General features: G+C 75.4%; 18 protein-coding genes and 1 riboswitch. Of the genes, 6 read left to right on the top strand and 12 right to left on the bottom strand.

Annotation, left to right across the window (positions count from 1 at the left end; genetic code table 11):
* Positions 1 to 80 precede the first annotated feature (80 nt).
* Together NHH00_RS12820 and NHH00_RS12815 are read right to left on the bottom strand one after the other, a co-directional pair.
* Positions 81 to 881: a C40 family peptidase gene (locus NHH00_RS12820; RefSeq protein ID WP_253052723.1), complete on the bottom strand. Its 801-nt coding sequence runs from the start codon at positions 879 to 881 to the stop codon at positions 81 to 83.
* A 2-nt stretch (positions 882 to 883) separates the two neighbouring features.
* Positions 884 to 1,044: riboswitch (cyclic di-AMP (ydaO/yuaA leader) on the bottom strand.
* A gap of 167 nt (positions 1,045 to 1,211) precedes the next feature.
* Positions 1,212 to 1,922, bottom strand: coding sequence for a metal-dependent transcriptional regulator (locus NHH00_RS12815; RefSeq protein WP_253052721.1), 711 nt, complete (start codon positions 1,920 to 1,922; stop codon positions 1,212 to 1,214).
* A gap of 252 nt (positions 1,923 to 2,174) precedes the next feature.
* On the opposite strand from NHH00_RS12815, the gene serC reads away from it, so the two are divergent.
* Positions 2,175 to 3,317: a phosphoserine transaminase gene (gene serC, locus NHH00_RS12810; protein ID WP_253052719.1), complete on the top strand. Its 1,143-nt coding sequence runs from the start codon at positions 2,175 to 2,177 to the stop codon at positions 3,315 to 3,317.
* A gap of 107 nt (positions 3,318 to 3,424) precedes the next feature.
* On the opposite strand, the gene NHH00_RS12805 is transcribed toward serC, so the two are convergent.
* The 6 genes from NHH00_RS12805 to NHH00_RS12780 form a co-directional block, all read right to left on the bottom strand.
* A complete protein-coding gene (locus tag NHH00_RS12805; protein ID WP_253052717.1) occupies positions 3,425 to 4,771 on the bottom strand; it encodes an MFS transporter in 1,347 nt (448 codons plus the stop codon).
* The gene (locus NHH00_RS12800; RefSeq protein WP_253052715.1) at positions 4,768 to 5,226 is read right to left on the bottom strand and encodes a MarR family winged helix-turn-helix transcriptional regulator; all 459 of its coding nucleotides are present in this window, start codon (positions 5,224 to 5,226) and stop codon (positions 4,768 to 4,770) included. Before NHH00_RS12800 ends, NHH00_RS12805 begins: the two co-directional genes overlap by 4 nt.
* Before the next feature lie 86 nt (positions 5,227 to 5,312).
* Complete coding sequence (gene manA, locus NHH00_RS12795) at positions 5,313 to 6,668, bottom strand: mannose-6-phosphate isomerase, class I (RefSeq protein WP_253052713.1); 1,356 nt, start codon at positions 6,666 to 6,668, stop codon at positions 5,313 to 5,315.
* A 9-nt stretch (positions 6,669 to 6,677) separates the two neighbouring features.
* Complete coding sequence (locus NHH00_RS12790; protein WP_253052708.1) at positions 6,678 to 8,153, bottom strand: NCS2 family permease; 1,476 nt, start codon at positions 8,151 to 8,153, stop codon at positions 6,678 to 6,680.
* A gap of 85 nt (positions 8,154 to 8,238) precedes the next feature.
* Entirely contained in the window at positions 8,239 to 8,985 is a 747-nt protein-coding gene (locus NHH00_RS12785; RefSeq protein ID WP_253052706.1) for a hypothetical protein, read from the bottom strand.
* Between the two features lie 40 nt (positions 8,986 to 9,025).
* Complete coding sequence (locus NHH00_RS12780) at positions 9,026 to 10,540, bottom strand: sugar transferase (RefSeq protein ID WP_253052704.1); 1,515 nt, start codon at positions 10,538 to 10,540, stop codon at positions 9,026 to 9,028.
* 447 nt (positions 10,541 to 10,987) lie between these two features.
* Between NHH00_RS12780 and NHH00_RS12775 the strand changes: the two genes are divergently transcribed.
* The gene (locus tag NHH00_RS12775; protein WP_253052702.1) at positions 10,988 to 11,251 is read left to right on the top strand and encodes a DUF2530 domain-containing protein; all 264 of its coding nucleotides are present in this window, start codon (positions 10,988 to 10,990) and stop codon (positions 11,249 to 11,251) included.
* Here the strand turns inward: NHH00_RS12775 and NHH00_RS12770 are convergent.
* From NHH00_RS12770 to NHH00_RS12755, 4 genes are all read right to left on the bottom strand, one after another.
* Positions 11,227 to 14,373, bottom strand: a complete 3,147-nt coding sequence (locus NHH00_RS12770; RefSeq protein ID WP_253052700.1) for a sacsin N-terminal ATP-binding-like domain-containing protein — start codon at positions 14,371 to 14,373, stop codon at positions 11,227 to 11,229. The genes NHH00_RS12775 and NHH00_RS12770 overlap by 25 nt on opposite strands.
* Positions 14,370 to 15,398, bottom strand: a complete 1,029-nt coding sequence (locus tag NHH00_RS12765) for a DUF3027 domain-containing protein (protein ID WP_253052696.1) — start codon at positions 15,396 to 15,398, stop codon at positions 14,370 to 14,372. Before NHH00_RS12765 ends, NHH00_RS12770 begins: the two co-directional genes overlap by 4 nt.
* A gap of 1 nt (position 15,399) precedes the next feature.
* On the bottom strand, positions 15,400 to 15,783 hold the full coding sequence (locus tag NHH00_RS12760) for a cold-shock protein (RefSeq protein WP_253052694.1): 384 nt from the start codon (positions 15,781 to 15,783) through the stop codon (positions 15,400 to 15,402).
* 120 nt (positions 15,784 to 15,903) lie between these two features.
* Positions 15,904 to 16,632 (bottom strand): TetR/AcrR family transcriptional regulator, encoded by a 729-nt coding sequence (locus NHH00_RS12755; protein ID WP_253052692.1) that lies wholly within the window; start codon positions 16,630 to 16,632, stop codon positions 15,904 to 15,906.
* Positions 16,633 to 16,752: 120 nt separating this feature from the next.
* Between NHH00_RS12755 and NHH00_RS12750 the strand changes: the two genes are divergently transcribed.
* The 4 genes from NHH00_RS12750 (at position 16,753) to NHH00_RS12735 (ending at position 23,259) form a co-directional block, all read left to right on the top strand.
* Positions 16,753 to 17,691, top strand: coding sequence for an NAD-dependent epimerase/dehydratase family protein (locus NHH00_RS12750; RefSeq protein WP_253052690.1), 939 nt, complete (start codon positions 16,753 to 16,755; stop codon positions 17,689 to 17,691).
* Between the two features lie 229 nt (positions 17,692 to 17,920).
* Positions 17,921 to 18,874, top strand: a complete 954-nt coding sequence (locus NHH00_RS12745) for a hypothetical protein (protein WP_253052688.1) — start codon at positions 17,921 to 17,923, stop codon at positions 18,872 to 18,874.
* Between the two features lie 116 nt (positions 18,875 to 18,990).
* Positions 18,991 to 21,474: a helicase-associated domain-containing protein gene (locus NHH00_RS12740; protein WP_253052686.1), complete on the top strand. Its 2,484-nt coding sequence runs from the start codon at positions 18,991 to 18,993 to the stop codon at positions 21,472 to 21,474.
* A gap of 105 nt (positions 21,475 to 21,579) precedes the next feature.
* Positions 21,580 to 23,259, top strand: a complete 1,680-nt coding sequence (locus NHH00_RS12735) for a DNA repair helicase XPB (RefSeq protein ID WP_253052684.1) — start codon at positions 21,580 to 21,582, stop codon at positions 23,257 to 23,259.
* Positions 23,260 to 23,378 lie beyond the last annotated feature (119 nt).

The following is a 23,378-nucleotide window of genomic DNA, read 5'->3' as shown; positions in this document are numbered from 1 at the left end:
AACCCCGCCTCCTCGCGACGATGCGCGAGGTGACGGGGTTCGTCAGGCCAGTGACCGCCAGGGCCCTGGGGCGTGGGCGATCAGGCCACGCGGATGAACGTGGGGTTCGACTGCCAGATCTGACGGAACTGGACGGTCTTCCCGGGGCGCGGGGCGTCGATCATCATGTTGTCGCCCGCGTAGATCGCGATGTGGCCCGGCGTCCAGATGAGGTCGCCCGGCTGCGCCTGGTCGCGCGACACCTTGGTGCCGACGGAGCCCTGGGCGCTCGACGTGCGCGGCAGGCTGATGCCGACCTGCGCGTAGACGTAGCTGGTGAAGCCCGAGCAGTCGAAGCCGTCGGGGGTGGTGCCGCCGTAGACGTAGGGGACGCCCACGTAGCGCGCGGCGATCGAGACGATGGTCGAGCCGTAGGCCGAGGCGGGAACCTCGACGGCCGCCTCCTGCTGGGCAGGAGCCTCGGACTGGGTGGACTGACGCTCCTGCGTGCGGCTCGTCTGCGTGGTGCGGACGGGCTCCGGCTCCGGCTCCGGCTCGGGGGCCGGGGTCACGGTGACGGGGGCCGCCGCCTGCTCGATCGTGAACGCCGCGTCGGCCGCGACGGTCACCGCGGGAGCGGCCTCGAGCGCCTGGCGCGCCTGCGCGGTGAGGGCGCTGAGGTCGACGGCGTTGAGCTTGCCGGACTCGTTGTCGACGGGGGCCGCGGTCGCGGGGGCGGCGGCACCGATCATCGAGACGATGAGGCCCGAGGACGCGGCGACGACGGCGGTGCGGCGACCGACGGTCGACATCTGGTCCGACGCGGCCTGGGCGATGGAGCTGAGTGGCGTCACGGGACGCCGCGCCGCGCGGTGGCGGGCGCGAGTCGTGCTCACGGTCACTTTGTGCCTCTCCAAGACGCCTGCGAGGTCAGCTGTCGGGTTCGGGTGGAAGAGTCACCCGGCCGTCAGGACCGAGGTCCGTCGGGCTTCACCCCAAGGGCGCTGTCTCCAGCACCCGGAAGTGGGTCCCCCGTCCCTGTCATCGGGTCGTCGTTGGCCTCTTGCGGTGACAGGGTTAGGCGTTCCGCGCGAGGACTCCGTCGAATGGGTATTCCGATGGAGCAGCACCGACCGTACAGGACGCCCCGGCAAAAGTCACGTTCCCATTACGAATCGACGCGGACGATCATATCGCCCCAGGTCAGCGCCCATTTGCCGGTGAACGGGCGGCTAGCCCCGGGCGACGAAGAGGTGACGCGCGACGTCGTCGGGCAGGTCCAGCACGACCGCCGCACCCTCCCCCTGCACGGTCGCGCCGCCGTCGCCCGTCGACCGCACGACGAGGGTGCGACGGGGCAGCACCTCGGCCTCCGCGAGGCGCGCGAGCAGCTCGACGTCGACCTGGATCGGCTCGGCGATCCGCTGCAGCACGACGCGCGTCTCCGCGCCGTCACGGCCGTGCTCCGCGAGAAACACCGGGAGCGAGACGACGCCGTCGAGGAAGTCGACCTCCTCGAACTGCTCCCCCAGCTCCGGCAGGCCCGGGATCGGGTTCCCGTACGGGTCGAAGTGGGGGTGGTCGAGCAGCCCGATGAGGCGCTCCTCGACGAGCTCGCTCATCACGTGCTCCCACCGGCACGCCTCGGTGTGCACGTACTCCCAGTCGAGCTTGATCACGTCGGTCAGCAGGCGCTCGGCGAGCCGGTGCTTGCGCATGACGCGCGTCGCCTTGTCGTGGCCGACGGACGTGAGCTCCAGGTGGCGGTCGCCCGTGACGACGACGAGGCCGTCGCGCTCCATGCGCGCGACCGTCTGCGACACCGTGGGTCCCGAGTGGCCGAGGCGCTCCGCGATGCGCGCGCGCAGCGGGACGATGCCCTCTTCCACGAGCTCGTAGATCGTCTTCAGATACATCTCGGTGGTATCGATCAGATCGGTCACGTCACGCTCCCAGTCGCTCGTCGGCTCGGGGCGCCCGGTCGTCGTCGCCGCGGGGCGCCTGCCCGCACCGGCGGGCCGCTGGGGGACAGTCTATGGCGAGCCCGTGACCCGGCCTGGGGACGGCGCGGGAGAACCCGTGGCGCCGGTCCCGCCCCACGGCTCCGGCGCCCCCTCCGCGACCCGGCGACCGCCGTCGTCGCCCGTCCGCGGACACCGCTCCCGACCCGGGCGCCACGCGCGTAGGGTGACGGCGTGCCCGATCCCGCGAACGCCACCATCACGATCCCCTCGGACCTGCTGCCGGCCGACGGCCGGTTCGGCTCCGGGCCGAGCAAGGTCCGCGCCGCGCAGGTCCGCGCCCTGTCCGACGCCGGTGCGTCCCTGCTCGGGACGTCCCACCGTCAGGCGCCGGTCCGCGCGGTCGTGCGCCGGACGCGCGACGGGCTCGCCGAGCTCTTCGCGCTGCCCGAGGGGTACGAGGTCGTGCTCGGGAACGGTGGCTCCACGACGTTCTGGGACGTCGCCACGGCGAGCCTCGTGCGCACCAAGGCGCAGCACGCCGCGTTCGGCGAGTTCGGCGCCAAGTTCGCCGCCGCGACGACGTCGGCGCCGTTCCTCGAGCCCTCGCAGGTGATCTCGGCCCCCGCCGGGTCCGTCGCGCTGCCCGAGCCGGCCGACGACGTCGACGTGCACGCGTGGCCGCACAACGAGACCTCGACGGGCGCCATGGCCCCGGTCCGACGCGTGGAGGGGTCGCGCGAGCGCGGCGCGCTCACGCTCGTCGACGCCACCTCGGGCGCGGGGGCGCTCCCCGTGGACGTCGCCGAGACCGACGTCTACTACTTCGCGCCGCAGAAGGTCTTCGGGTCCGACGGCGGTCTGTGGCTCGCGCTGTGCTCGCCCGACGCGCTCGCGCGCGCGGAGGAGGTCGAGTCGAGCGGCACGCGCTGGGTGCCGGAGTCCCTCTCGCTGCGCACGGCGGCGGCCAACTCGCGGCTGGACCAGACGCTCAACACGCCCGCGATCGCCACGCTCGTCATGCTCGCGGAGCAGGTCGAGTGGATCCTCGGCAACGGCGGTCTCCCCTGGGCCGCGGCCCGGTCGGCCGAGTCGGCAGCCCACCTCTACGGCTGGGCCGAGGCGCGCGAGTGGGCGACGCCGTTCGTCGCCGACCCGGCGCAGCGCTCCACCGTCGTCGGCACGATCGACCTCGACGACGCGATCGACGCGACCGCCGTCGTGGCCGCGCTCCGCGCGAACGGGGTCCTCGACGTCTTCCCCTACCGCAAGCTCGGCCGCAACCAGCTCCGCGTGGCGATGTTCCCGGCGATCGAGCCCGACGACGTCCGCGCCCTCACGGCGTGCGTCGACCACGTGGTCGCGCACCTCGCCTGACCCGAGAACCGCCGAGCACGCCCCCCACCCCGCGTCGAGCACGACATGAGGGTCGTCATGGCTTCCATGACGACCCTCATGTCGTGTTCGGCGCGGGGTGACGGGCGTCAGGCGGCGCGGGCCGCCTCCTCCGCGTCCTCGATCCCGAGGCGACGGCTCGTCTCGGCGCGGGCCGAGCGGTCCGCCGGGGTGCCCGCGTCGAGGTAGCGGACCACGAGGTGCGGGCGCTGGAGGACGCGGTAGCGGACCTCGAGGTGCCAGTTGCGCACGGCCCAGACGGCGGCGCCCACGGCGACGAGGCCGGCGGTGATCGATCCGACGCCGATGGCCCAGCGCGGCCCCCAGGCCTCGGCGATCCAGCCGACGAGCGGCGACCCGACCGGCGTCGCGCCGAGGAACACGATCATGTAGAGCGACATGACGCGCCCGCGCATGACGGGGTCGACGGACATCTGGATCGTGGAGTTGGCGGCGGTCATCATCGTCAGCGACGCGAGGCCGACGGGGATGCAGGCGATCGCGTAGCTCGGGTAGGTCGGCATGAGCGCCATGACGCCCGTCGCGACGGCGAACCCGAACGCGGACCCGATGACGAGCCGGACGCGCGGGCGCTCGCGCCGCGCGGCGAGCAGAGCACCGGTCAGCGACCCGATGGCGAGGATCGACCCGAGGATCCCGTACTCCCCCGGGCCCTTGCCGAACTCGACCTTGGCCATCATCGCGGACGTGAGCTGGAAGTTGAGCCCGAACGTCGACACGACGCCGACGACGACCATGATGACGATGATGTCGGTGCGCTTGCGGACGTACCGGATGCCCTCGCGGATCTGCCCCTTCTCGCGCGGGGCGCTGGGCAGGACGTGGAGCTCGCGCGTGCGCATGTACACGAGCGCGAGGATCGTCGCCCCGAACGTCACGCCGTTGAGGATGAAGAGCCAGCCCGAGCCGACGGCCGCGATGAGCAGACCCGCGACGCCCGGTCCTACGAGGCGCGCGGCGTTGAACGACGCGCTGTTGAGCCCGACGGCGTTGGACAGCTTGTCCGCCGGGACCATCTCGGCGACGAACGTCTGGCGCACCGGGTTGTCGAACGCGGTGACGACGCCGAGCAGCCCCGCGAACACGTAGACGTGCCAGAGCTCGACGCGCCCGGACAGGACGAGGGCACCGAGGCCGAGCGCGAGCAGGCCCATCGCACCCTGCGTGGCCATGAGGAGCCGACGGCGCGGGAGCCGGTCGGCGAGCAGGCCCGCCCACGCGGACAGGGCGAGCACGGGCGCGAACTGCAGCGCTGTCACGACGCCGACGGCGATGCCGGAGTTGTCGGTGAGGTCGGTGAGGACGAGCCAGTCCTGCGCGACGCGCTGCATCCAGGTGCCGACGTTCGCGACGAGCGCGGCGCCGAACCAGACGCGGTAGTTGTAGTACTTCAGGGAGGAGAACGTCGCGCTCATCGGGCGGCGATCCGGGTCAACAGCTCACTGGCGCGGGCCAAGGTCTCTCTTTCGTCGGGGGTGAGGGAGGACAGCTGCTGCGTGAGCCACGCGTCCCGGCGGCGGCGGGTCTCCTTGACCTCGCGCACGCCGGCGTCCGTGAGCCGCACGACGACCTGACGCCGGTCGCTCGGGTGCTCGGTCTTCTCCACGAGCCCCATCTCGACGAGGGCGTTGACGGCCCGGGTCATCGACGGCGGCCTGACGCGCTCGTGCTCGGCGAGCTCGCTCGGCGACATGGCGCCGTGCTTGTGCAGGACCGTGAGCACGCCGAACCGCCCTTCGGGGAGGTCTGCCTCCCCGCGCTGGGCGCGCAGGCGGCGCGAGATGCGGGTGAGCGCGACGCGGAGCTCGCCGCCGAGCGTCGCGGGCCGGCACTGGCTCCGGGAGGGGGCAGTGGGGTCCGCAGCAGGCATGATAGTTACCTTAACTCATTACCTTGAGTAAAGAAAGGGGCGCACGTCACCCCCGCGGGGCAGAGCGGTGAGCGGTGCGACCCGGGTCAGGGCACGTAGGCGACGACGGTGCGGCCGTCACCGTGCGCGACCACCGGCCCCGTCCCGTGCGGGACGAAGACCGACTCGCCGCGCGCCAGGCGCACCTCGACGGAGCGCGCACCCGAGCCTCCGGCGAGCGTCACCGCACCGTCCAGGCACAGCACGACGCGCGGACCGGCGTCGGGCAGGGCCACCGGGCCCGTGACCCGGCCCGCCCGGAGCGCGAACTCCGCCACGGGCGGGCGGTAGGTGACGAGGCCGGAACCGTCCTCGACCAGCCGCGGCCGTGCGGCGGGTCCGGGCGTGCACGTGGCGCACTCGAGCAGCGCGTCGACGTCGACGAGCTTGGTCGTGAGCCCGGCACGCAGGACGTTGTCCGAGCTCGCCATGATCTCGACCGCGCACCCGGACAGGTAGGCGTGCACGTGCCCCGAGGGCACGAACATCGACTCCCCGGGGGCGAGCGTGACCCGGTTGAGCATGAGGGAGACGACGGCGCCCGGGTCGCCCGGGTGCTGGTCCGCCAGCGAGAGCACCGTGGCGTCGGCACGCTGCGACGTCCGACGAGGAGCCCCGGACGCCGGAGCGGCACCGGTCCCGGACGCTGCCTCGGCCCGGGCCCGCACCGACGCGACGGTCCGCGCGAGGTCCGCCGCGACGTCGGGCTCGGAACGCGCGTGCAGGGCGAGCGTGAACGCCGCGCGGACGCCCGCCTCCGTGGGGCTGGCGAGGAGCGCCGACCGCATGCGCCCGACGAGGTCGCCGTCGAGGCCGTCGAGGAGCTCGAGGATGCGCGTCGGACGGCGGAAGCCCGACAGCCCCTCGAAGCGCGTCACCGCCACGACCATCTCGGGCTTGTGCTGGTCGTCGTGGAAGCTGCGCAGCGGCGAGTCGCGCGCCACGCCCTCCCGGTTCTCGCGGTTGAACCCGGCGCGCGCGAGGTGCGGCCGCGGGTGGACCTGCAGCGAGAGCGCGCGCTCGGCGGCGAGCACCTTGAGCAGGAACGGCAGGCGGGGCCCGTGCTGGTCGAGCACGCGCTGGCCCAGGACCCCCACCGGGTCCGCGCGCACCAGGTCCGCGAGCGTCGTGCCCGATGCCGCCGGCACGCCCGGTCGCGCCTCGGCCGGGCGCCGTTCGCCGTCGGGCACGACGCGCGACGGCGCGAGCGGGTGCGCGCCCATCCACAGCTCGGCCGCCGGACGACCGTCCGGTGCCACCCCCAGGAGGTCCTGGATCGCCGACGTCGAGCCCCAGTCATACGGCTGGACGGTGTTCTCCAGCCGGTAGAACGCGGGCGGACGAGCGGCGGGGAGGGCGTCGACCGACGCCTTCCCCGACCGCTCGTCCGCCGCGCTCGTCATGGGCCGAGCCTAGAGGCCCAGCGCCTCCCGGATCGGGCCGAGGAGGAAGTACACGAGGAACATCGCCGACGCGACCCACATGAGCGGGTGGATCGCGCGGACCTTGCCGAGCGCGAGCTTGATGACGACGAACGCGAGGAAGCCCGCGCCGATGCCGTCCGCGATCGAGTAGGTGAACGGCATGACGATGATCGTGAGGAACGCCGGGATCGCGATCTCGACGTTCTTCCACGAGATGCCGGCGATCTGGGTCATCATGAGGAACCCGACGAAGACCAGCGCCGGTGCGGCGGCCTCGTAGGGCACGAGCGCGACGAGCGGCGACAGGAACGTCGCGAGCAGGAACGCGACGCCCGTGACGACCGAGGCGAGACCGGTGCGCGCACCCTCGCCCGCGCCGGTCGTGGACTCGACGAAGCTCGTGTTCGACGACACCGAGCCCGCGCCGCCCGCGGCCGCGGCGAGCGAGTCGACGACGAGGATCGCGCGCGAGCGCGGCGGGACGCCGTCGGCGTCGTTGAGGCGCGCCTCGGCGCCGACGGCGACCATGGTGCCCATCGTGTCGAAGAAGTCCGCGAGCAGGAGCGAGAACACCAGCAGGATCACGGTGACGGTCGCGATGTTCTGGAACGAGCCCAGGAGCGAGAACTGGCCGAGGAGGCCGAAGTCCGGGACCTGCACGACGCCGTCGAACGTGGGCGCGTTGAGGTTGAAGCCGTTCGGGTTGGAGCCGTCGGGCGCCTTGGCGCCGATGTGCAGCGTGTTCTCCAGCACGACGGCGAGCGCGGTCGCGGTGAGGATCGCGACGAGCAGCGCGCCCTTGACCTTGCGGACCCACAGCACGATCGTCAGCACGAGGCCCACGACGAACACGAGGATCGGCCACGTGCCGAGGTTGCCGAGTGCGAGGAGCGTGCCGCTGCCCGCGGTGACGAAGCCCGCGTTGACGAGGCCGATGAGCGCGATGAAGAGGCCGATGCCCACGCTGATGGCCGTCTTCAGCTCGACAGGGACCGCGCGGAAGACCGCCTCGCGGAACCCGGTGAGCACGAGGAGCAGGATGATGAGGCCCTCGATGACGACGAGGCCCATCGCGTCCGCCCAGGTCACCCCCGGCAGCGAGGCGATGGAGTACGCCACGACCGCGTTGAGGCCCAGCCCGGCCGCGAGGCCGAGGGGGAAGTTCGCGAAGACGCCCATGGCGATCGTCATGACGCCCGCGACGAGCGCGGTCGCCGCGGCGATCTTGCCGAAGTCGGGCGCGTCGCCGCCGCCGAGGAACTGGCCCGTGCCGTCCTGGACCGTCCCGATGATCAGCGGGTTCAGCACGATGATGTAGGCCATCGCGAAGAACGTGACGAGACCACCACGGATCTCGGTGCCGACCGTCGAGCCGCGCTCGGTGATCTTGAAGAAGCGGTCGATCGCGCCGGACGCGGGGGCAGGCGCGTGCTCGTCCTCGTGGACGGGGGTGGGTGTGGACATGGTGAGAATGCTGCCAGAACCCTGTGACCGCGCGGTAACACGCGGGACACGGTCCGGCATCGTCCCCGGTGGGCGTCCGCCCACGTCAGGCGGCCCCGACGACGGCCAGCGTCGCCCCGGGTGTGCTCGACGCCACGTCCGCGCCGTCGTGGCCGGTCCTGCCGCGACCGCCGAGCGCCGTGGGGCGCGGCGTGCCGGCCCCGTGCCCGAGCCGCTCCGCGGTCGCGAGGTCGGTGACGGTCCGGGGAGCGCCGGTCGCGAGCTGCACGGCGTGGAGCGCGTCGAGGATCGCGGCCGCCCGCTCGCCGGCCGGGCCGGCAGGGACCCCGTGGACGAGCCGGGCCGGGTGGAGAAGGTCGACGACCGCGTGCCCGGTCCGGTGCTCGTCGGGGACCCACGCGACGGTCGCGCGGACGCCGTCGGCGACGAGGCCCGCCGCGAGCCACTCGGCCGTCCCGGCGGGGACGCGGGCGCGCCCGACGACCAGGTCCCCGGGGCCGAGGTGCGGGGCGAGGTCGTCGAGCGCGTCGCGGAGCGTCACCACGCGCGAGACGCCGTCCGGGTCGGGGTCGGGTCCCGCGCCGACGCACAGGACGTGCACCCGCGCACCGGCGACCGCCGTGCGGTCCGTCGTCGGGCGCAGCCGCCCGCTCACGAGGCCGAGCGCGAGGAGCCGGTGCAGCCGCGGCTCAGCCGCGTGGCCCAGGCCCGTGCGGAGCGCGTCGAGGGCAGCGGGGTCCGTGTCGTGGAGCACGACCTCGTGGCCGGCGGCCGCGAGGGACGCCGCGTGCAGGACGCCGCGGCGACCGCATCCCGAGACCGAGACCCGCACGACGCACCTCCCCGCGCCCGACCCTGCATCCCGGCGGGCCTCAGTAGGCCCCGGAGCCGGAGAACACCGCGCGCGCCGTGCGCGCGAGGATGAGGAAGTCGCCGAACATCGTCCAGTTCTCGACGTAGTAGACGTCGAGCCGGACGCTCTCCTCCCACGACAGGTCCGACCGGCCCCCGACCTGCCACAGCCCCGTGAGACCCGGCTTGACCAGGAGGCGACGACGCACCTTCTTCTCGTACTGCTGCACCTCGCGCGGCAGCGGCGGCCGCGGCCCGACGAGGCTCATGTCGCCGCGCAGCACGTTGAAGAGCTGCGGGAGCTCGTCGAGCGAGTAGCGGCGCAGCACGCGGCCGACGGGCGTGACGCGCGGGTCGTCGCGCATCTTGAACAGCGGGCCGGCACCGTCGTTCTGCTCCTCGAGGTGCTGGACCTCGCGGTCGGCCCCGGCGCGCATCGACCGGAACTTGAACATGGGGAACGTCCGTCCGTTGCGACCGACGCGCTCCTGACGGAAGAGCACCGGGCCGCGGCTGGTGAGGCGGACGGCGAGCGCGACGATCACGAGCACCGGGAGCGCGGCGAGCGTGATGAGCGCCGCTCCCGTCCAGTCGATGACGGACTTCACGGCGAACTTGGGGCCGGTGAAGCGCGGCGCGTCCACGTGCAGGAGCGAGACGCTCTCCGCCGGCGTGATGGTGATGCGGGGGCCGGCGACGTCCGCGAGCTCGGCCGTGAGCATGAGGTCGACGCCGTACGGCTCGAGCTCCCAGCCGAGCCGGCGGACGACCTCGGCCGTGATGGCGTCCGAGCCCGAGACGGCGACGACGTCCGCGCCGACCCGCGTGGCGACCTCGCCCGCGTGCCGCAGCTCCCCGAGGACGGGGACGCCGCGGATCTCCTCGCCCGCCCCGAACCCGCCCGACGGGACGCACACGCCCACGACGCGGTACCCCGACTCGTCGCGGCCGTTGAGGTCGCGGATGAGCCGCTCGGCCTGGTCGCGGTGACCGATCGCGAGCACAGCCGACCGCATGCGACCGTGGGCCCGCTGACCGTGCAGCCACTGCCGCCACGCGTACCGGCCGAGGAGCAGGCCGCCGAGGCCGATCGGGAACGCGAACGCGAGGTACCCCCGCGCCTCCGGGAAGCGGAGCAGGAACGCGAGGACCGCGAGGACGGCGAAGAGGCGCCACGACGCGTCGAAGATCCGGTGGTACTCGGTGGGGCCGCTCCCCATCACCCGCGGGTCGCGCGTCCGGCTCGCGACGAGCGAGACGGACCAGGCGACCCCGACCAGCAGGCTGAGCACGACGTACGGAACGCGTGCCTCACGGACGGGCTCGTCGATGAACTGGTCCCAGCGCAGGAAGTAGGCGACGAGGACGGCGACGACGATCACGGCGGTGTCGGTGAGCAGGAGCCGGCGCCGGTAGGCGACCTCCCAGCCCTGGGCCGCGAACGCGGCGCGCGCGGCGCGGATCCGCGCCGCGGGAGTCGTGGCGAGAAGGGTGCGCAGGCTCCGCCTGGCGTCCTCGGTGACGCTGTGGGACATGCGTCCACCTCCGGTCGGTTCCACACCCTGCATGGCGACTCATCCTAGGGTTCAGAAACTGCGGGAACGAGGGTTGCCAGGGGGTTTCACCCGGGTGAGAAGACGTTCCGCACCGTCACGGTCGGAGTCGTCCTGAGGGGCAGGATCCTGCGGATCTCGTGCCGCGCTAGCCGCTCGGAGAAATAGATTGGACGGGTGTCCAGGTTCCACGTTCTGCCGAAGGTCCGGATACATCGGACGAAGGTCCCGAAGCGATGTGCGGCCCGGCGCCGACCAGATCCACCTGGACGAGTGACCATGTGTGGAGGCCGTAGCGCGGCGCCTGCATCCTAGCGTGCCGTTGCGAGCGGTCCCGACGTGTGTTCACACCAGAAGGAGATGTGGTGCAGGTCACGGGTGTGACAGCCAGGAGCGGGTGAAAAACCGCGCGGTGGCTACGATGCCCCTGTGCCCTCGTTCGTCACGCTGCTGCTCCACCCCGACCGCCGCCGCCCCGACCCCGGGCCCTGGCGGGTCGACCTGCGCGTCGTGATCCTCGTCGGCATGGGCCTCTGGACCGTCGCGCTCGTCGTGTGCACGGCCCTCCTCGCGACCGGCGCGATCACGCCGCGCGCCGTCGCGACGTGCGGCGTCGGCCTCGTCCTCGGCCTGCTCGGCCTCGTGTGGGAGCGCCGGAACCGCACCCGCTACCGCGCGTCCTCGGACGACTGAGGGTCGTCCCAGGCGGTCCGCGCGAGCGCGTCCTGCGCCGCGTCGGGGTCGCGGAGCGCCTGCTCGAGCACGAACCGCGCGCCGTGGCGTCCCGTCGCGACCGCGAGCCCCGCCGCGAGCCCGGCCGGGCCGGTCGCGTGGACCACGGCGTCCGCTCCCCCGCCGTGCTCCACCCACCACGGCACCGCGACCCCGCCCACGCGCAGGTCGTCGTGACGTTCCCAGGTGCGGGGCGCCGCGCCGTCGAGGACCGCGCGCACCGCCTCGGGGACGTCGCCACGACGGCCCGGGGCGTCGGGGGCGGGAGCGATGCGCGGGACGGTCCGGACGTCCAGGAGGTCGGCGACCTCGGCCAGCAGACCCGGCGGCGCCGGGAGGACCGCGCGGACGGGTGACCACATCGGGTCGGGCGCGACGGCGACGTCGTCCGCGCCGACCACCCGCACCGCCCCGGCACGCAGCGCGGGCAGGCGCTCGGGCGGCGGATCCAGCCGCTCGCCCCGGGCCGCGAGGGCGCCGAGCGCGCGCCAGAGCGTCAGCGCGGCCCGCGCGTCGACCGCCTCTCCGACGTCGGGCAGGTCGTCCAGCAGCTCGACCCACTCGTCCGGCGCGAGCTCCGCGAGGTCCCGCACGCCGCCCAGCGCGGCCAGCACCTCGTCGTCGAGCCCCGCCACGTCCGGCGGGGCCGGGCGCAGGAACGGGACGTGCCGGAGGCCCGACCCGAGCGCGAACGCGCCGCCGAGCTCCTCGCGCAGCCACCACGCGGTGTAGGAGCGCGCCGTGGTGGTCCGACCTCCCTCGGCCCGCACCGGGGCGAGCAGCGCCTCCCGGGTCCCGGGCTCCGTGGCGAGGCGCGCGAGCGCGTCCGGCCACGCCGCGTCGGCGACCGCGTCGAGGTCCGCGACCGCGAGGACGTCGCCCACGTACGCCTCGGGACCGAGCGTCGCCGCGAGGTACGCGAGGTACCCGCCCCAGTCGGACAGCCAGCCCTCCGGGGCGTGCGGGTCCAGGTCCGGCTCGTCGTCCGACGCCGGCGTGAGCACGTCGCGCACGCGCAGCACCCCGAGCCCGTCGGCCGCGCCCACCGCGCGCAGCACCGGCTCGCCCCAGCGGTCGACGACCGCGGGATCGACCAGGTCGAGCGTGTCGAGCGCGTCCGCGGCCCACGTCCCGGGCAGCGCGCAGCCGCGCACGGGCGACCAGCCACCGTCCGCCGTCGGCACGGGCAGCTCACCCCACCAGAACGGCAGGCCCGCCCGCGCCGGGTCCGGTGCCGCGCGCACCGCGGCAGCGACCAGCGCGAGCAGCCGGTCCACGTCCGCCGTCGGGTCGTCGCCCGCGTCCGCCGCGTCCGAGGCCGCCAGGACGCGCTCGCGCACCGCCCCCTCGGAGAGCACCGTCCGGAGGTGGGTCGCCCGTGCCCCGAGCCGCTCGAGCAGCGGGTGCGCGGCCCGCGGGTCGACCACGCGCAGCCCGAGCTCGGCCGCGTCGCGCGCGTCGAGCGCCCCGCCGTCCGACGGCTCGCCCGGCCCGGCGTCCAGGAGCAGGAGCCCGCGCGCGCCGCGCACGACCTGCCCGCCGAGCAGCGGCACGGGGAGCGCCCCCAGGACCTCGAGCACCGACCTGTCACCGGCGTGCGGTGCCAGCGCGTCGTACAGCGACCGCCAGCGCGCCGGGTCGGCGACGAGCGGGAGGTCGTCCACGACGTCCGCGAGGTCCACGACCCGTGTGCCGAGCGACCGCGCGACCGCACGGAGCGGCCCCGGGACGTCCACCAGGTGGGCGACCCCCAGCTCGGACCGCACGCGCGCGTCGCCCACGTCCCCCGCGAGGACGCACGCCTCGGCGGGCGTGACCAGGGCCTGCCGCACGGTCGCCGCCGCGCCCCCGTCCTCGAGCACGTCGTCGTCGGCACGGAGAACCCCCGCGGCGGGGCGCGCGACCGGCGCGTCGAGCGGCAGGAGCGGGGTCCGGGCGAGCGCCGCCTCGGCCGACGCGCGGACCTCCGCGTCGACGGCGCTCGCCGGCAGCCCGGTCGGGACGAGGGCGAGCACGTCGGCACCGCGCTCGGGCGCGAGCTCGCCGAGCAGCTCCGCGTACGCACGCCCCGCCGCGCGCGCCACGTGCGCGGTGACCGGCCCGGGCGGGACGTGCCGGCGCGCCGGGTCCAGCGGGAAGGTCGCCAGGAGCAGCGCGGGGAAGGTGAGGCGCTCGTCGGTGGGGGTCGGGGCGTGCAGCACGTCGGTGCGCGCCCCGTCGTCCGGGAGCGCCCACGTGACCGACCACCGCGTCGACGCGCGCTCCTCGACCGGGCGGTCCGCGAGCAGCGCCGCGTCGATCGTCCCCTCGCGCCGCAGGACGGTCCACCGGTCGGCGACGTCCGCGACCCGTCGCTCCTCGACGCCGTCCCCGGCCACGACGACCTCGGCGAGCGCCGGGAGCGCGAGCAGGAGCGGGTCCCCCACGTCGGCGAGCTCCGCGCGGACGGCGGCGAGCGCGTCCGCGTCGCGCAGCTCGACCTCGACGACCGTGTCGTACCCCGGCGGCACCTCGACGCGGGCCGGGAACGGGAGCCGCAGCGCCGGGAGCCGGTCGCCGCGGCGCGCCACCTCGGCGGCGAGGTCCGGACGGTCGGCGACCACGTCGTCGAGCGCGGCGCGCGTGCGCGCGACCGAGAGCTCGACGGCGCGCTCGCCCGTCCCGACCCGGACCCGGTCGGAGACCGCGCGGACCGCGGCGAAGCCGACCCCGAACCGTCCCACCGTGGGCGTCCGACCGTCGGCGTCGCGCGGGCTGCGTCCGGTCGCGGAGGCACGGAGCGCGACGAGCGACGCGACGCCCGAGGCGTCCAGCGGCTCGCCCGTGTTCGCCGCGCGCAGCACCCAGGGCTCGTCCGGTCCCGACGGCGCGTGCAGGCTCAGGCGCAGCCGCCCCGGGACCCCGGCGCGGGCCGCGGCGTCCGCGGCGTTCTGCGCGAGCTCGACGACGACGCGCCCCCGGTACGACCCGTGGGCGTGGTCCTCCTCGGTGTTCGCGTCCTCGCGCAGCCGCGTCGGCGACGACCGCCACGCCTCCAGGACCGCACGGCGCAGCGCGGCCGTCCCGAAGACGTCGTCCGTCACTCCTGCGGCTCGTCTGCCGCCCGCTCGGGGGCCGGCTGCGCGTCGGCCGCCGGGGCCTCCGGGGTGGTCCCCGGGTCGGGGGCGTCGGCCGGTGGGGCCTCCGGAGCGGTCTCCGGGTCGGCAACCTCCGCCGGCGCCCCGGAGGCTGCGACCGCGGCCTCCGGCTCGGCCGTCGCCGCCTCGTCGGCCGTCGCCCCGTCCTCGGCGGGCACCGCCGGCGGGGCGACGGACTCGAGCAGGGAGACGATCTCGACGTGCAGCTCGTCGACCAGGGGGTCGGCGTCGGGCCAGTCGCTCCGCTGCGGCTCGACGTCGGTCTCCGAGTGCGCACCGCACCCGTGGTCGAGGCTCACGACCTTGCCGTCGTCGGGCGACCACTCGTTCGCGCACACGCCGAACACCTGGCCGAGGCTGCCCTGGAGGGTGACGAGGAAGCCGCACGACCCGCACTCCGCGGCCGAGGCGACCGCACCGCGGGCCGTCGGGCCGCGCGAGCCGCGGTACCAGCGCTCGGCGGCCTCGTCCCGACCCTGCGGGGACAGCACGCGGGCGCGCGCGAGGGCGAGCTCGTCGATCGCGACGGCGTCCTGCTCCTCGTCGCCCGTCGGGACGTAGCCGGGCTCGAGGCGCGGGTCGTCGGCGCGGAACGGGAGCACGTCGCCCGGCCCCACGTCGCCGGGCTGCAGGCGCTCGGACCACGGGAGCCACGACGGCGCGAGCAGCGCGCCGTCGCCCGGCAGCAGCTCGACCTCGCACACCGTGGCCGTCCGCCCGCGCGGCACGCGCGCGAGGGTGACGGTCCAGTGCCAGCCGCGGTAGCCGCGCATCGTGCACGCGAACCGGTGGGAGATGAGGCGGTCCGCCTCGGCGAAGGTGCCGAGGTGCTCCCCGACGTCCTCGGGTCGCTCGGCGACCTCCTGGGCCGCGGCGCGCGCGAGCTCGACCGCGCCCGTGAGCACGGCGTCGCGCGCGGCACGCGCGGACACTCCCCGGGAACGCTCCTCGGCAGCAGCCACGGCGACCATGTCAGCCCTCGATCTCGTCGGCGACCACGCGCAGGACCTTGGCGACCATCGTGGCCTTGCCCTTCTCCGGGTAGCGGCCCTTGCCGAGCCCGTCGCGGATCCGGTCGAGCTCCTTGATGAGGTCCTCCACGATGACCGCCATCTCGTCCGCCGAGCGGCGCTTCGCCTTGACCACGGACGGCGCCGGGTCGAGGAACGTGACCGCGAGCGCCTGCGGGCCCCGCCGTCCGTCGGCGACGCCGAAGTCCACCCGGGCGCCCGGCTTGGGCGCGGGGGCGTCGGCGGGCAGCGCGGAGGCGTGCAGGAAGACCTCGCCGCCGTCGTCGTTGGCGATGAAGCCGAACCCGCGTTCGGTGTCGAACCACTTGACCTTGCCGGTGGGCACGTGAACCTCGTTCGTGCTCGTAGGAACCAGAACCCCCAGGCTACCGGCCACGCGGCGGCAAAGCCGCATCCATACCGCGGGCGCGCTCCCGGAGCCCGCCGTGCCGCGCCGTCGGTCCGGTCAGCGCGCCGCCGACCGGGCGACCACGCCCGCGTCCGCTCCCGCCCGCAGGGCGACGGCGTCGAACCAGTCGGCGTAGTCGGCCACCGTGCGGTGGAGGTGGCCGAACAGCTCGAAGGACACGGTGCCGAACAGGGTGGTCCAGGCCATGAGCGTGCGCACGACGGCCTCCGCCGGGGCGTCGGCCGCGACGAGCCCGCGGGACGCGACGTACGCGACGGCGGGGGCGACGAGCGCGTCCGCGTCCCCGGCCGACGGCGGGGCGGGCGCGGGGCCCTCGCCGCCCGCCCAGGAGTCGGCGACGACGCGGACGAGGGTCCGCACGACGCGCGTCGCGGGCTCGACGGTGTCCTGCGGCGCCGCGTACCCGGGGACGGGCGTGCCGTAGAGCAGGGCGAAGTCGCCGGGACGCTCGACGCACCAGGCCCGCAGCGCGCGGCACGCGGCGAGCCACCGGCCGGTCAGGTCGTCGCGCGCGACCGCGGCCTCCGCCGCCTCGACCGCGGCGCCGAGCTCGTCGTAGCACTCGACGAGGAGCGCCGTGAGGAGCGCGTCGCGGCTCGGGAAGTAGCGGTAGACGGCCGACGACACCATGCCGACGTCGCGCGCGACGGCCCGGAGCGAGAGCCCGGCGGGGCCGTCGGCGACGAGGCGCGCGCGGGCGGCGTCGAGGATGTCGCGCGTCAGGGTCTCGCGCGCCAGGGCGCGTGCCGTGCGAGGAGCCGTCATTCCGACAGGGTGACAGACGAGAGCGGCGCCCACAAACGAGAGCGGTGCTCTTGCAATGGATGCCGACCCGTGCCATGCTCCTCGACGAAGCGAGAGCACTGCTCTCGGAAAGGAGACCTCATGACCAACGCACCGTCCTCGTCCGACCGGCACGTCGTCGTCGGCGCCGGGCCCGTCGGCCGGCACGTCGCCGCCGAGCTCGCGGCCCGCGGGTCGCACGTCACCGTCGTCACCCGCAGCGGCCGGGACACCGGCGTCGCGGGCGCCACCCACCGCGCCCTCGACGCCTCCGACGCCGACGCCCTGACCCGCGTCGCCGACGGCGCCGACGTGCTCTACAACTGCGCCAACCCCGGCGACTACACGCAGTGGGAGCGCGTCTGGCCGCCCCTCGCGACCGCGCTGCTCACCGCCGCCGAGCGCACCGGCGCCGTCTACGCGATCACCGGCAACCTCTACCCCTACGGCCCCGTCGACGGGCCGATGACCGAGGACCTGCCCGACGTCGCGACCGACCACAAGGGGGTCCTGCGCGCCCGGCTGTGGGCCGACGCGCTGGCCGCGCACCGTGCCGGTCGCGCGCGCGTCGTCGAGGTGCGCAGCTCCGACTTCGTCGGGCCCGGCGTCGGGGGCAACGGGCACGTCTCGCGCGTCGTGCCGGCAGCCCTGCGCGGGAGCGCCGTGACGATGATCGGGCGCACCGACCTGCCGCACTCGTTCACCGACGTCCAGGACGCCGCCCGCACCCTGGTCGCCGCGGCGGCCGACCCCGACGCGCACGGCCGCACGTGGCACACCCCGAGCAACCCGCCCCGCACCCAGCGCGAGGCGCTGACCGACGTCCTCGCGAGCGTCGGGCACCCGCCCGTCCGGGTCCGCTCCCTGCGCGGCGCCGGCCTCGCCGCCGCCGGCCTGTTCTCGCCGCTGCTGCGCGAGCTGCGCGACCTCGCCTACCAGTGGGAGCGGCCCTACGTCCTCGACGACACCGCGGCACGCGCCCGCTTCGGGATCGAGCCGACGCCCTGGGACGAGGTCTGCCGCCGCACCGCCCGCGGCTGATCACCGGACCCGTCGACATCGGCGAACACAGTCGAGCTCGGCGGTCCGAGTCGAGGTCGGCGGTCGTACGTGCCGACGTCGGCAGAACCTGCCGAACGCGTGCTGCGGCCCTGAACGGCACAGGGACGCTCCGGGGCGCCGTCCACAACCTCCGCACCGCGCGGTCGTCGTCCACAGCTCCGGTACCGCCCGGCCCGCGGTGGTCTCAGGAACGGCACGATCTCTCCCCATGCCGAGTCGAGAGCCCCCGACCCCCCTCCACCTCGCGCACGAGCACCTCCCGGAAGAGGTCCGGCGCCGGCTCGCCACCGGCGAGTGGGAACGGGTGCGGCGCGGTGCGTACCGCGACACACCCGCGCCCGACGTCCCGCCCCTCGCGGCGGCGCGGACCCTCGCGGTCGCCCGAGCCCGTGCCGTCGCCCGAGCCCTGCGCGCCGACCCCGTCGTGAGCCACGCGTCCGCAGCGCTCCTGCACGGCCTGCCCGTGTGGGAACTCCCCACGACGACCCACGTGGTCCAGCCGTACCGCAGGTCGGGATCCGCGGCGCGCGACGTGACGCGGCACGTCGGCGAGGTGGGCGCCGAGGACCGGGCGACGATCCGCGGCGTCACCGCGACCTCGCTCGCGCGCACCGTCGCCGACTGCCTGCGCACGATGCCCGCGCTCGACGGACTCGTCGTGGCGGACGCGGCGCTCGCGCGGGGCGTCCGGCGGTCCGACGTCGCGACCGTCCTCGACCGGTCACCGCGAGGTCGCGGATCCCGTCGGGCCCGGCACGTGCTCGAGCTCGCGGACCCGGGCGCGGAGTCGGCCCGCGAGACCTGGCTGCGGTACGTCCTCCTGCGGACCGGGTTGCCGCGCCCGGAGACCCAGGTGCCGCTCCGCACCGAGGTCGGTCCGGTGCGGGTCGACCTGGGCTGGACGCGGTGGCGGCTGCTGCTGGAGTTCGACGGCCTGGTGAAGTACCGCACCGGCCCGTCCGGGCTGGCGCCGCGCGAGGACCCGGGCCGCGTGCTCGTCCAGGAGAAGCTGCGGCAGGAGGCGATCGAGCGCACGGGGAACCGCCTGCTGCGCGTCACCTCCCGGGACCGGCCGTCCCACGTCGTCGCGCGGGTGCTGCGGCACGTCCCGCCCGACGTCGTCCGCGGCCTCCGCCCCGACCCGTTCCTCCCGCCTCTGTGAGCTCGGCGGTCCGGCACGAGGTCGGCACGTTCCGTCGAGATCGGCGGTCCTGACTGCCGATCTCGACCGCGATCACCGATCTCGTGGGACCGGGCCCGGCGCGTAACATCGAACGGATGGCCACCTCCCGGCCCGAGCGGGCTCCGACGTACAGCGAGTCGCTGCGCCAGCGCGACGACGCCGCCCTGGTCGCGCTGCTCCGGCGGCGGCCCGACCTCGCGACGCCGTCGCCCTCGACCCTGCTCTCGCTCGCCGCGCGCGCGATGAACCGGACGAGCCTGGAGCGTGCGCTCGCCGGGCTGGACGAGCTGACGCTCCACGTCCTGGAGGCGGTGCTGGTGCTCGACTCCGTGGGGTCGCCCGCGACGGCGGCGGCGGTCGCGCGGGCGACGGGCGTCGACCGCGCGCGTGTCACCTCCGCGCTCGCCCTCCTCGACGAGCTCGCGCTCGTCTGGACCCCCGGCGCACGGTCGGCCGGGTTCCGCCCGGCGCCGGGCGTCGCGGAGGTCCTCGGCTCTCACCCCGCCGGCCTCGGCCCCGTCGCGGCCCTCGCCGCGGGCGACGCGGGCGCGGCGGGGAGGGGCGACCTGCCCGACGACGCCCCGCCCGGCACCCGGGCGATCCTCGACGCGCTGACGTGGGGACCGCCCGTCGGCGTCGCCCCCCGCGCGGACGCGTCCGCGCGGCGCGCGACGGACTGGCTCGTCGAGCACGGCTACCTGCGTGCGACGGACGAGCGGCACGTCGTGCTGCCGCGCGAGGTCGGGCTCGCCCTGCGCGGTGGCCGCACCCATCGCGACGTCCGGACGGCTCCTCCGGTCCCGGACGTCCGCGACCTCCCGCCCGCGACGGTCGACGCGGAGTCCGCGAGCGCCGGGCTCGAGGCCGTGCGGCTCGTCGCGCGGCTCGTGACGCACTGGACCGAGCACCCGCCGGGCGTCCTGCGCGCCGGCGGGCTCGGGGTGCGCGACCTGCGGCGGGCCGCCGTCGCGCTCGAGGTCGACGACCCGACGGCGGCCGCGGTCGTCGAGCTGGCCGCGGCGGCGGGGCTCGTGGCCGACGACGGCGACGACCCGCCGACGTTCGCCCCGACGCTCGCCGCGGAGGACTGGCTCGACGACGACCTGGGCGACCGCTGGGCGACGCTCGCCCGCGGCTGGTGGCGCTCGCGCCGCACCCCCTGGCTCGTGGGCAGCCGCGACGAGAAGGGCGCCCTGCGCGCCGCGCTCGACCCGGAGCTGTGGCGCCCCTGGGTGCCCCGGCTGCGGCGGTCCGTCCTGGACGTCCTCGACCTCGCCCCCGGGCGCCCGCTCGCCGCGGCCGACGTCGTCGCGGTGCTGCGGTGGCGCACGCCGCGGGCGGTGCCACCGGAGCAGGCCGTCGCGGGGCTGCTGCGCGAGGCCGCGTTGCTCGGGGTCACCGGTGCGGGCGCGCTCGCTCCCCCGGGACGTGTCCTCCTCGGTGCCGACGACGTGCAGGCGTCGTCCGGGACCGGCCCGACGGACCTCGGCGCCGCCTTCGAGGCGGTGCTCCCGGCCGAGGTCGACGACCTGCTGCTCCAGGGCGACCTCACGGGCATCGTGCCGGGGCGGCCGTCGCGCACGCTCGAGCGGCTCGTCGAGGTCGCGGCGGACGTCGAGTCGCGCGGCGCCGCGACGACGGTCCGGTTCACACCCGACTCCGTCCTGCGCGCGCTCGACCGCGGCGCGACGGCCGACGAGCTCCTCGCCGAGCTCGCGGCACACTCGCGCACCCCCGTGCCGCAGCCGCTCGAGTACCTGGTGCGCGACACGGCGCGCCGCCACGGCCGGGTCCGCGTGGGGACGGCGTCGTCGTACGTGCGCGCGGAGGACCCGGTGCTGCTCGCGGGGATCGCGGACGACCCGGCGCTGCGCGGGCTGGGCCTCGTGCTCCTCGCGCCGACCGTGCTCGCGTCGGCCGCGCCCGCCGGGGAGCTCCAGGAGGCGCTGCGCGCCCGCGGCGTGCCGGCGGTCGTCGAGGGGCCGGACGGGCGTGTGCTCGTCGCGGACCGGGCCGGCCGGCGGGGCGCTCCCGACGGCGTCGCACCGTCCCGACGCGGCCGGGTCGCCACCGCGGGGCGGCGCGCGGGCGGGCGCGCGCGGACCGGCGTCGTCCCCGGTTCCGGGGCGCGCGTCGACGAGCCGGGCGGCGCCGCCGAGCGCACCCAGCGGTTCGCGGACCTCGTCGCCCGCCTGCGCGCGGAGGACGCGCGCTCCGCCGAGCGCGCGGGGGACGGCGCGGGCGGGCGGCCCGGACGGACGGCCCTCGCGGAGGGCGACGGGACGCGCGCGGGCGAGCGGACGCCGTCGGGCACGAACGGACGCGCCGACGGGTACGGCCCTGCGGAGGGAACATCCGACCCGGTGGCCGCGTTGGGTCTGCTGCGCGAGGCGATCGCCGACGGGGCGCTGGTCTGGCTCGAGGTCGTCGGTCCGACGGGCTCGCAGGACCGCCGCCGCGTCCGACCGCTGACCCTCGACGCGGGACGGCTGCGCGCGCAGGATCCCGCGCGCGACGCGGAGCTGACGGTCGCGGTCCACCGCATCGCGTCCGTCACCCCTGACGCTCCGCCGAGGTAGAGCCCTGGTAGCGCGAGGGAGAACCGTGGTCACGACCACGCCTCGACCTCGCGGCACCACGGCTCCACCTCGCGCGACCACGGCTCTACCTCGGCAAGGAGACACATGACCGACGGACCTCTCATCGTCCAGAGCGACAAGTCGCTGCTGCTCGAGGTCGACCACCCGCGCGCCGACGACGCGCGGCGGGCCATCGCGCCGTTCGCCGAGCTCGAGCGCGCCCCGGAGCACGTCCACACGTACCGGCTCACGCCGCTCGGCCTGTGGAACGCGCGCGCGGCCGGGCACGACGCCGAGCAGGTCGTCAACACGCTCATCGAGTACTCGCGCTACCCCGTGCCCCACGCGCTGCTCATCGACGTCGCGGAGACGATGTCGCGGTACGGGCGGCTCACGCTCGCGCAGCACCCGACGCACGGGCTCGTGCTCGAGGCGACGGACCGCGCCGTCCTCGCCGAGGTGCTCAAGTCCAAGCGCACCGCCGGCCTGGTGGGCGAGCGGATCGACGACACGACCGTCGTCGTGCACCCGTCCGAGCGCGGCCACCTCAAGCAGGTCCTCGTGAAGCTCGGCTGGCCCGCCGAGGACCTCGCGGGGTACGTCGACGGCGAGAAGCACGCCATCGCGCTCAGCCCGACGACGCCGCCCCGCGCCGAGGGCGAGGAGCCGAAGCCCTGGGAGATGCGCCCGTACCAGGCGCAGGCGGTGGACGGGTTCTGGCACGGCGGGAGCGGCGTCGTCGTGCTGCCGTGCGGCGCGGGCAAGACGATCGTCGGCGCGGGCGCGATGGCGAAGTCCGGGACGACGACGCTCATCCTGGTGACGAACACGGTGAGCGCGCGCCAGTGGCGCGACGAGCTCGTGCGGCGCACGACGCTCACCGAGGACGAGATCGGCGAGTACTCCGGCGCGCGCAAGGAGATCAAGCCCGTCACGATCGCGACCTACCAGGTGCTGACGACCAAGCGGAAGGGCGTGTACACGCACCTCGAGCTGCTCGACGCGCGCGACTGGGGGCTCGTCGTGTACGACGAGGTGCACCTGCTACCCGCGCCGATCTTCCGCATGACGGCGGACCTGCAGGCGCGCCGCCGCCTCGGGCTCACCGCGACGCTCGTGCGCGAGGACGGCCGGGAGGACGAGGTGTTCTCGCTCATCGGGCCCAAGCGGTACGACGCCCCGTGGAAGGACATCGAGGCGCAGGGCTACATCGCGCCCGCCGACTGCGTCGAGGTGCGCCTCACGCTGCCCGAGTCCGACCGCATGACGTACGCCGTCGCCGAGCCCGAGGACAAGTACCGGCTCGCCGCGACCGCCGCGGGCAAGAACCGGGTCGTGGAGCAGATCGTCGCGCAGCACCCGGACGACCAGGTGCTCGTGATCGGCCAGTACCTCGACCAGCTCGAGGAGCTGTCGCAGCACCTCGACGCGCCGCTCATCACGGGCGCGACGACGGTCCGCGAGCGCCAGCGCCTGTTCGACGCGTTCCGCTCGGGCGAGATCTCGCGGCTCGTCGTGTCGAAGGTCGCGAACTTCTCCATCGACCTGCCGGAGGCCTCGGTCGCGATCCAGGTGTCCGGGTCGTTCGGGTCGCGCCAGGAGGAGGCCCAGCGCCTCGGCCGCGTCATGCGCCCGAAGTCCGACGGCCGCACCGCGCACTTCTACGCCGTCGTCGCGCGCGACACGGTCGACCAGGACTTCGCGGCCCACCGCCAGCGGTTCCTGGCGGAGCAGGGGTACGCCTATCGCATCGTCGACGCGGAGGACCTGGGCGTCGTGCAGTGACGGGTGGGGACCGCAGCGCAGCAAGGTACCCGCCCGGCACGGAACGACGCCCAGGGCCGACCGAGAACGCACAGGACCTGGGCGTCGTGCAGTGACGGGTGGGGACCGCAGCGCAGCAA

It is taken from the genome of Cellulosimicrobium cellulans (genome assembly GCF_024124905.1).
GTDB lineage: Bacteria > Actinomycetota > Actinomycetes > Actinomycetales > Cellulomonadaceae > Cellulosimicrobium > Cellulosimicrobium cellulans_G.
The sequence above is the reverse complement of the archived record's forward strand: the minus strand, read 5'-3'. Positions and strand labels throughout refer to the sequence as shown.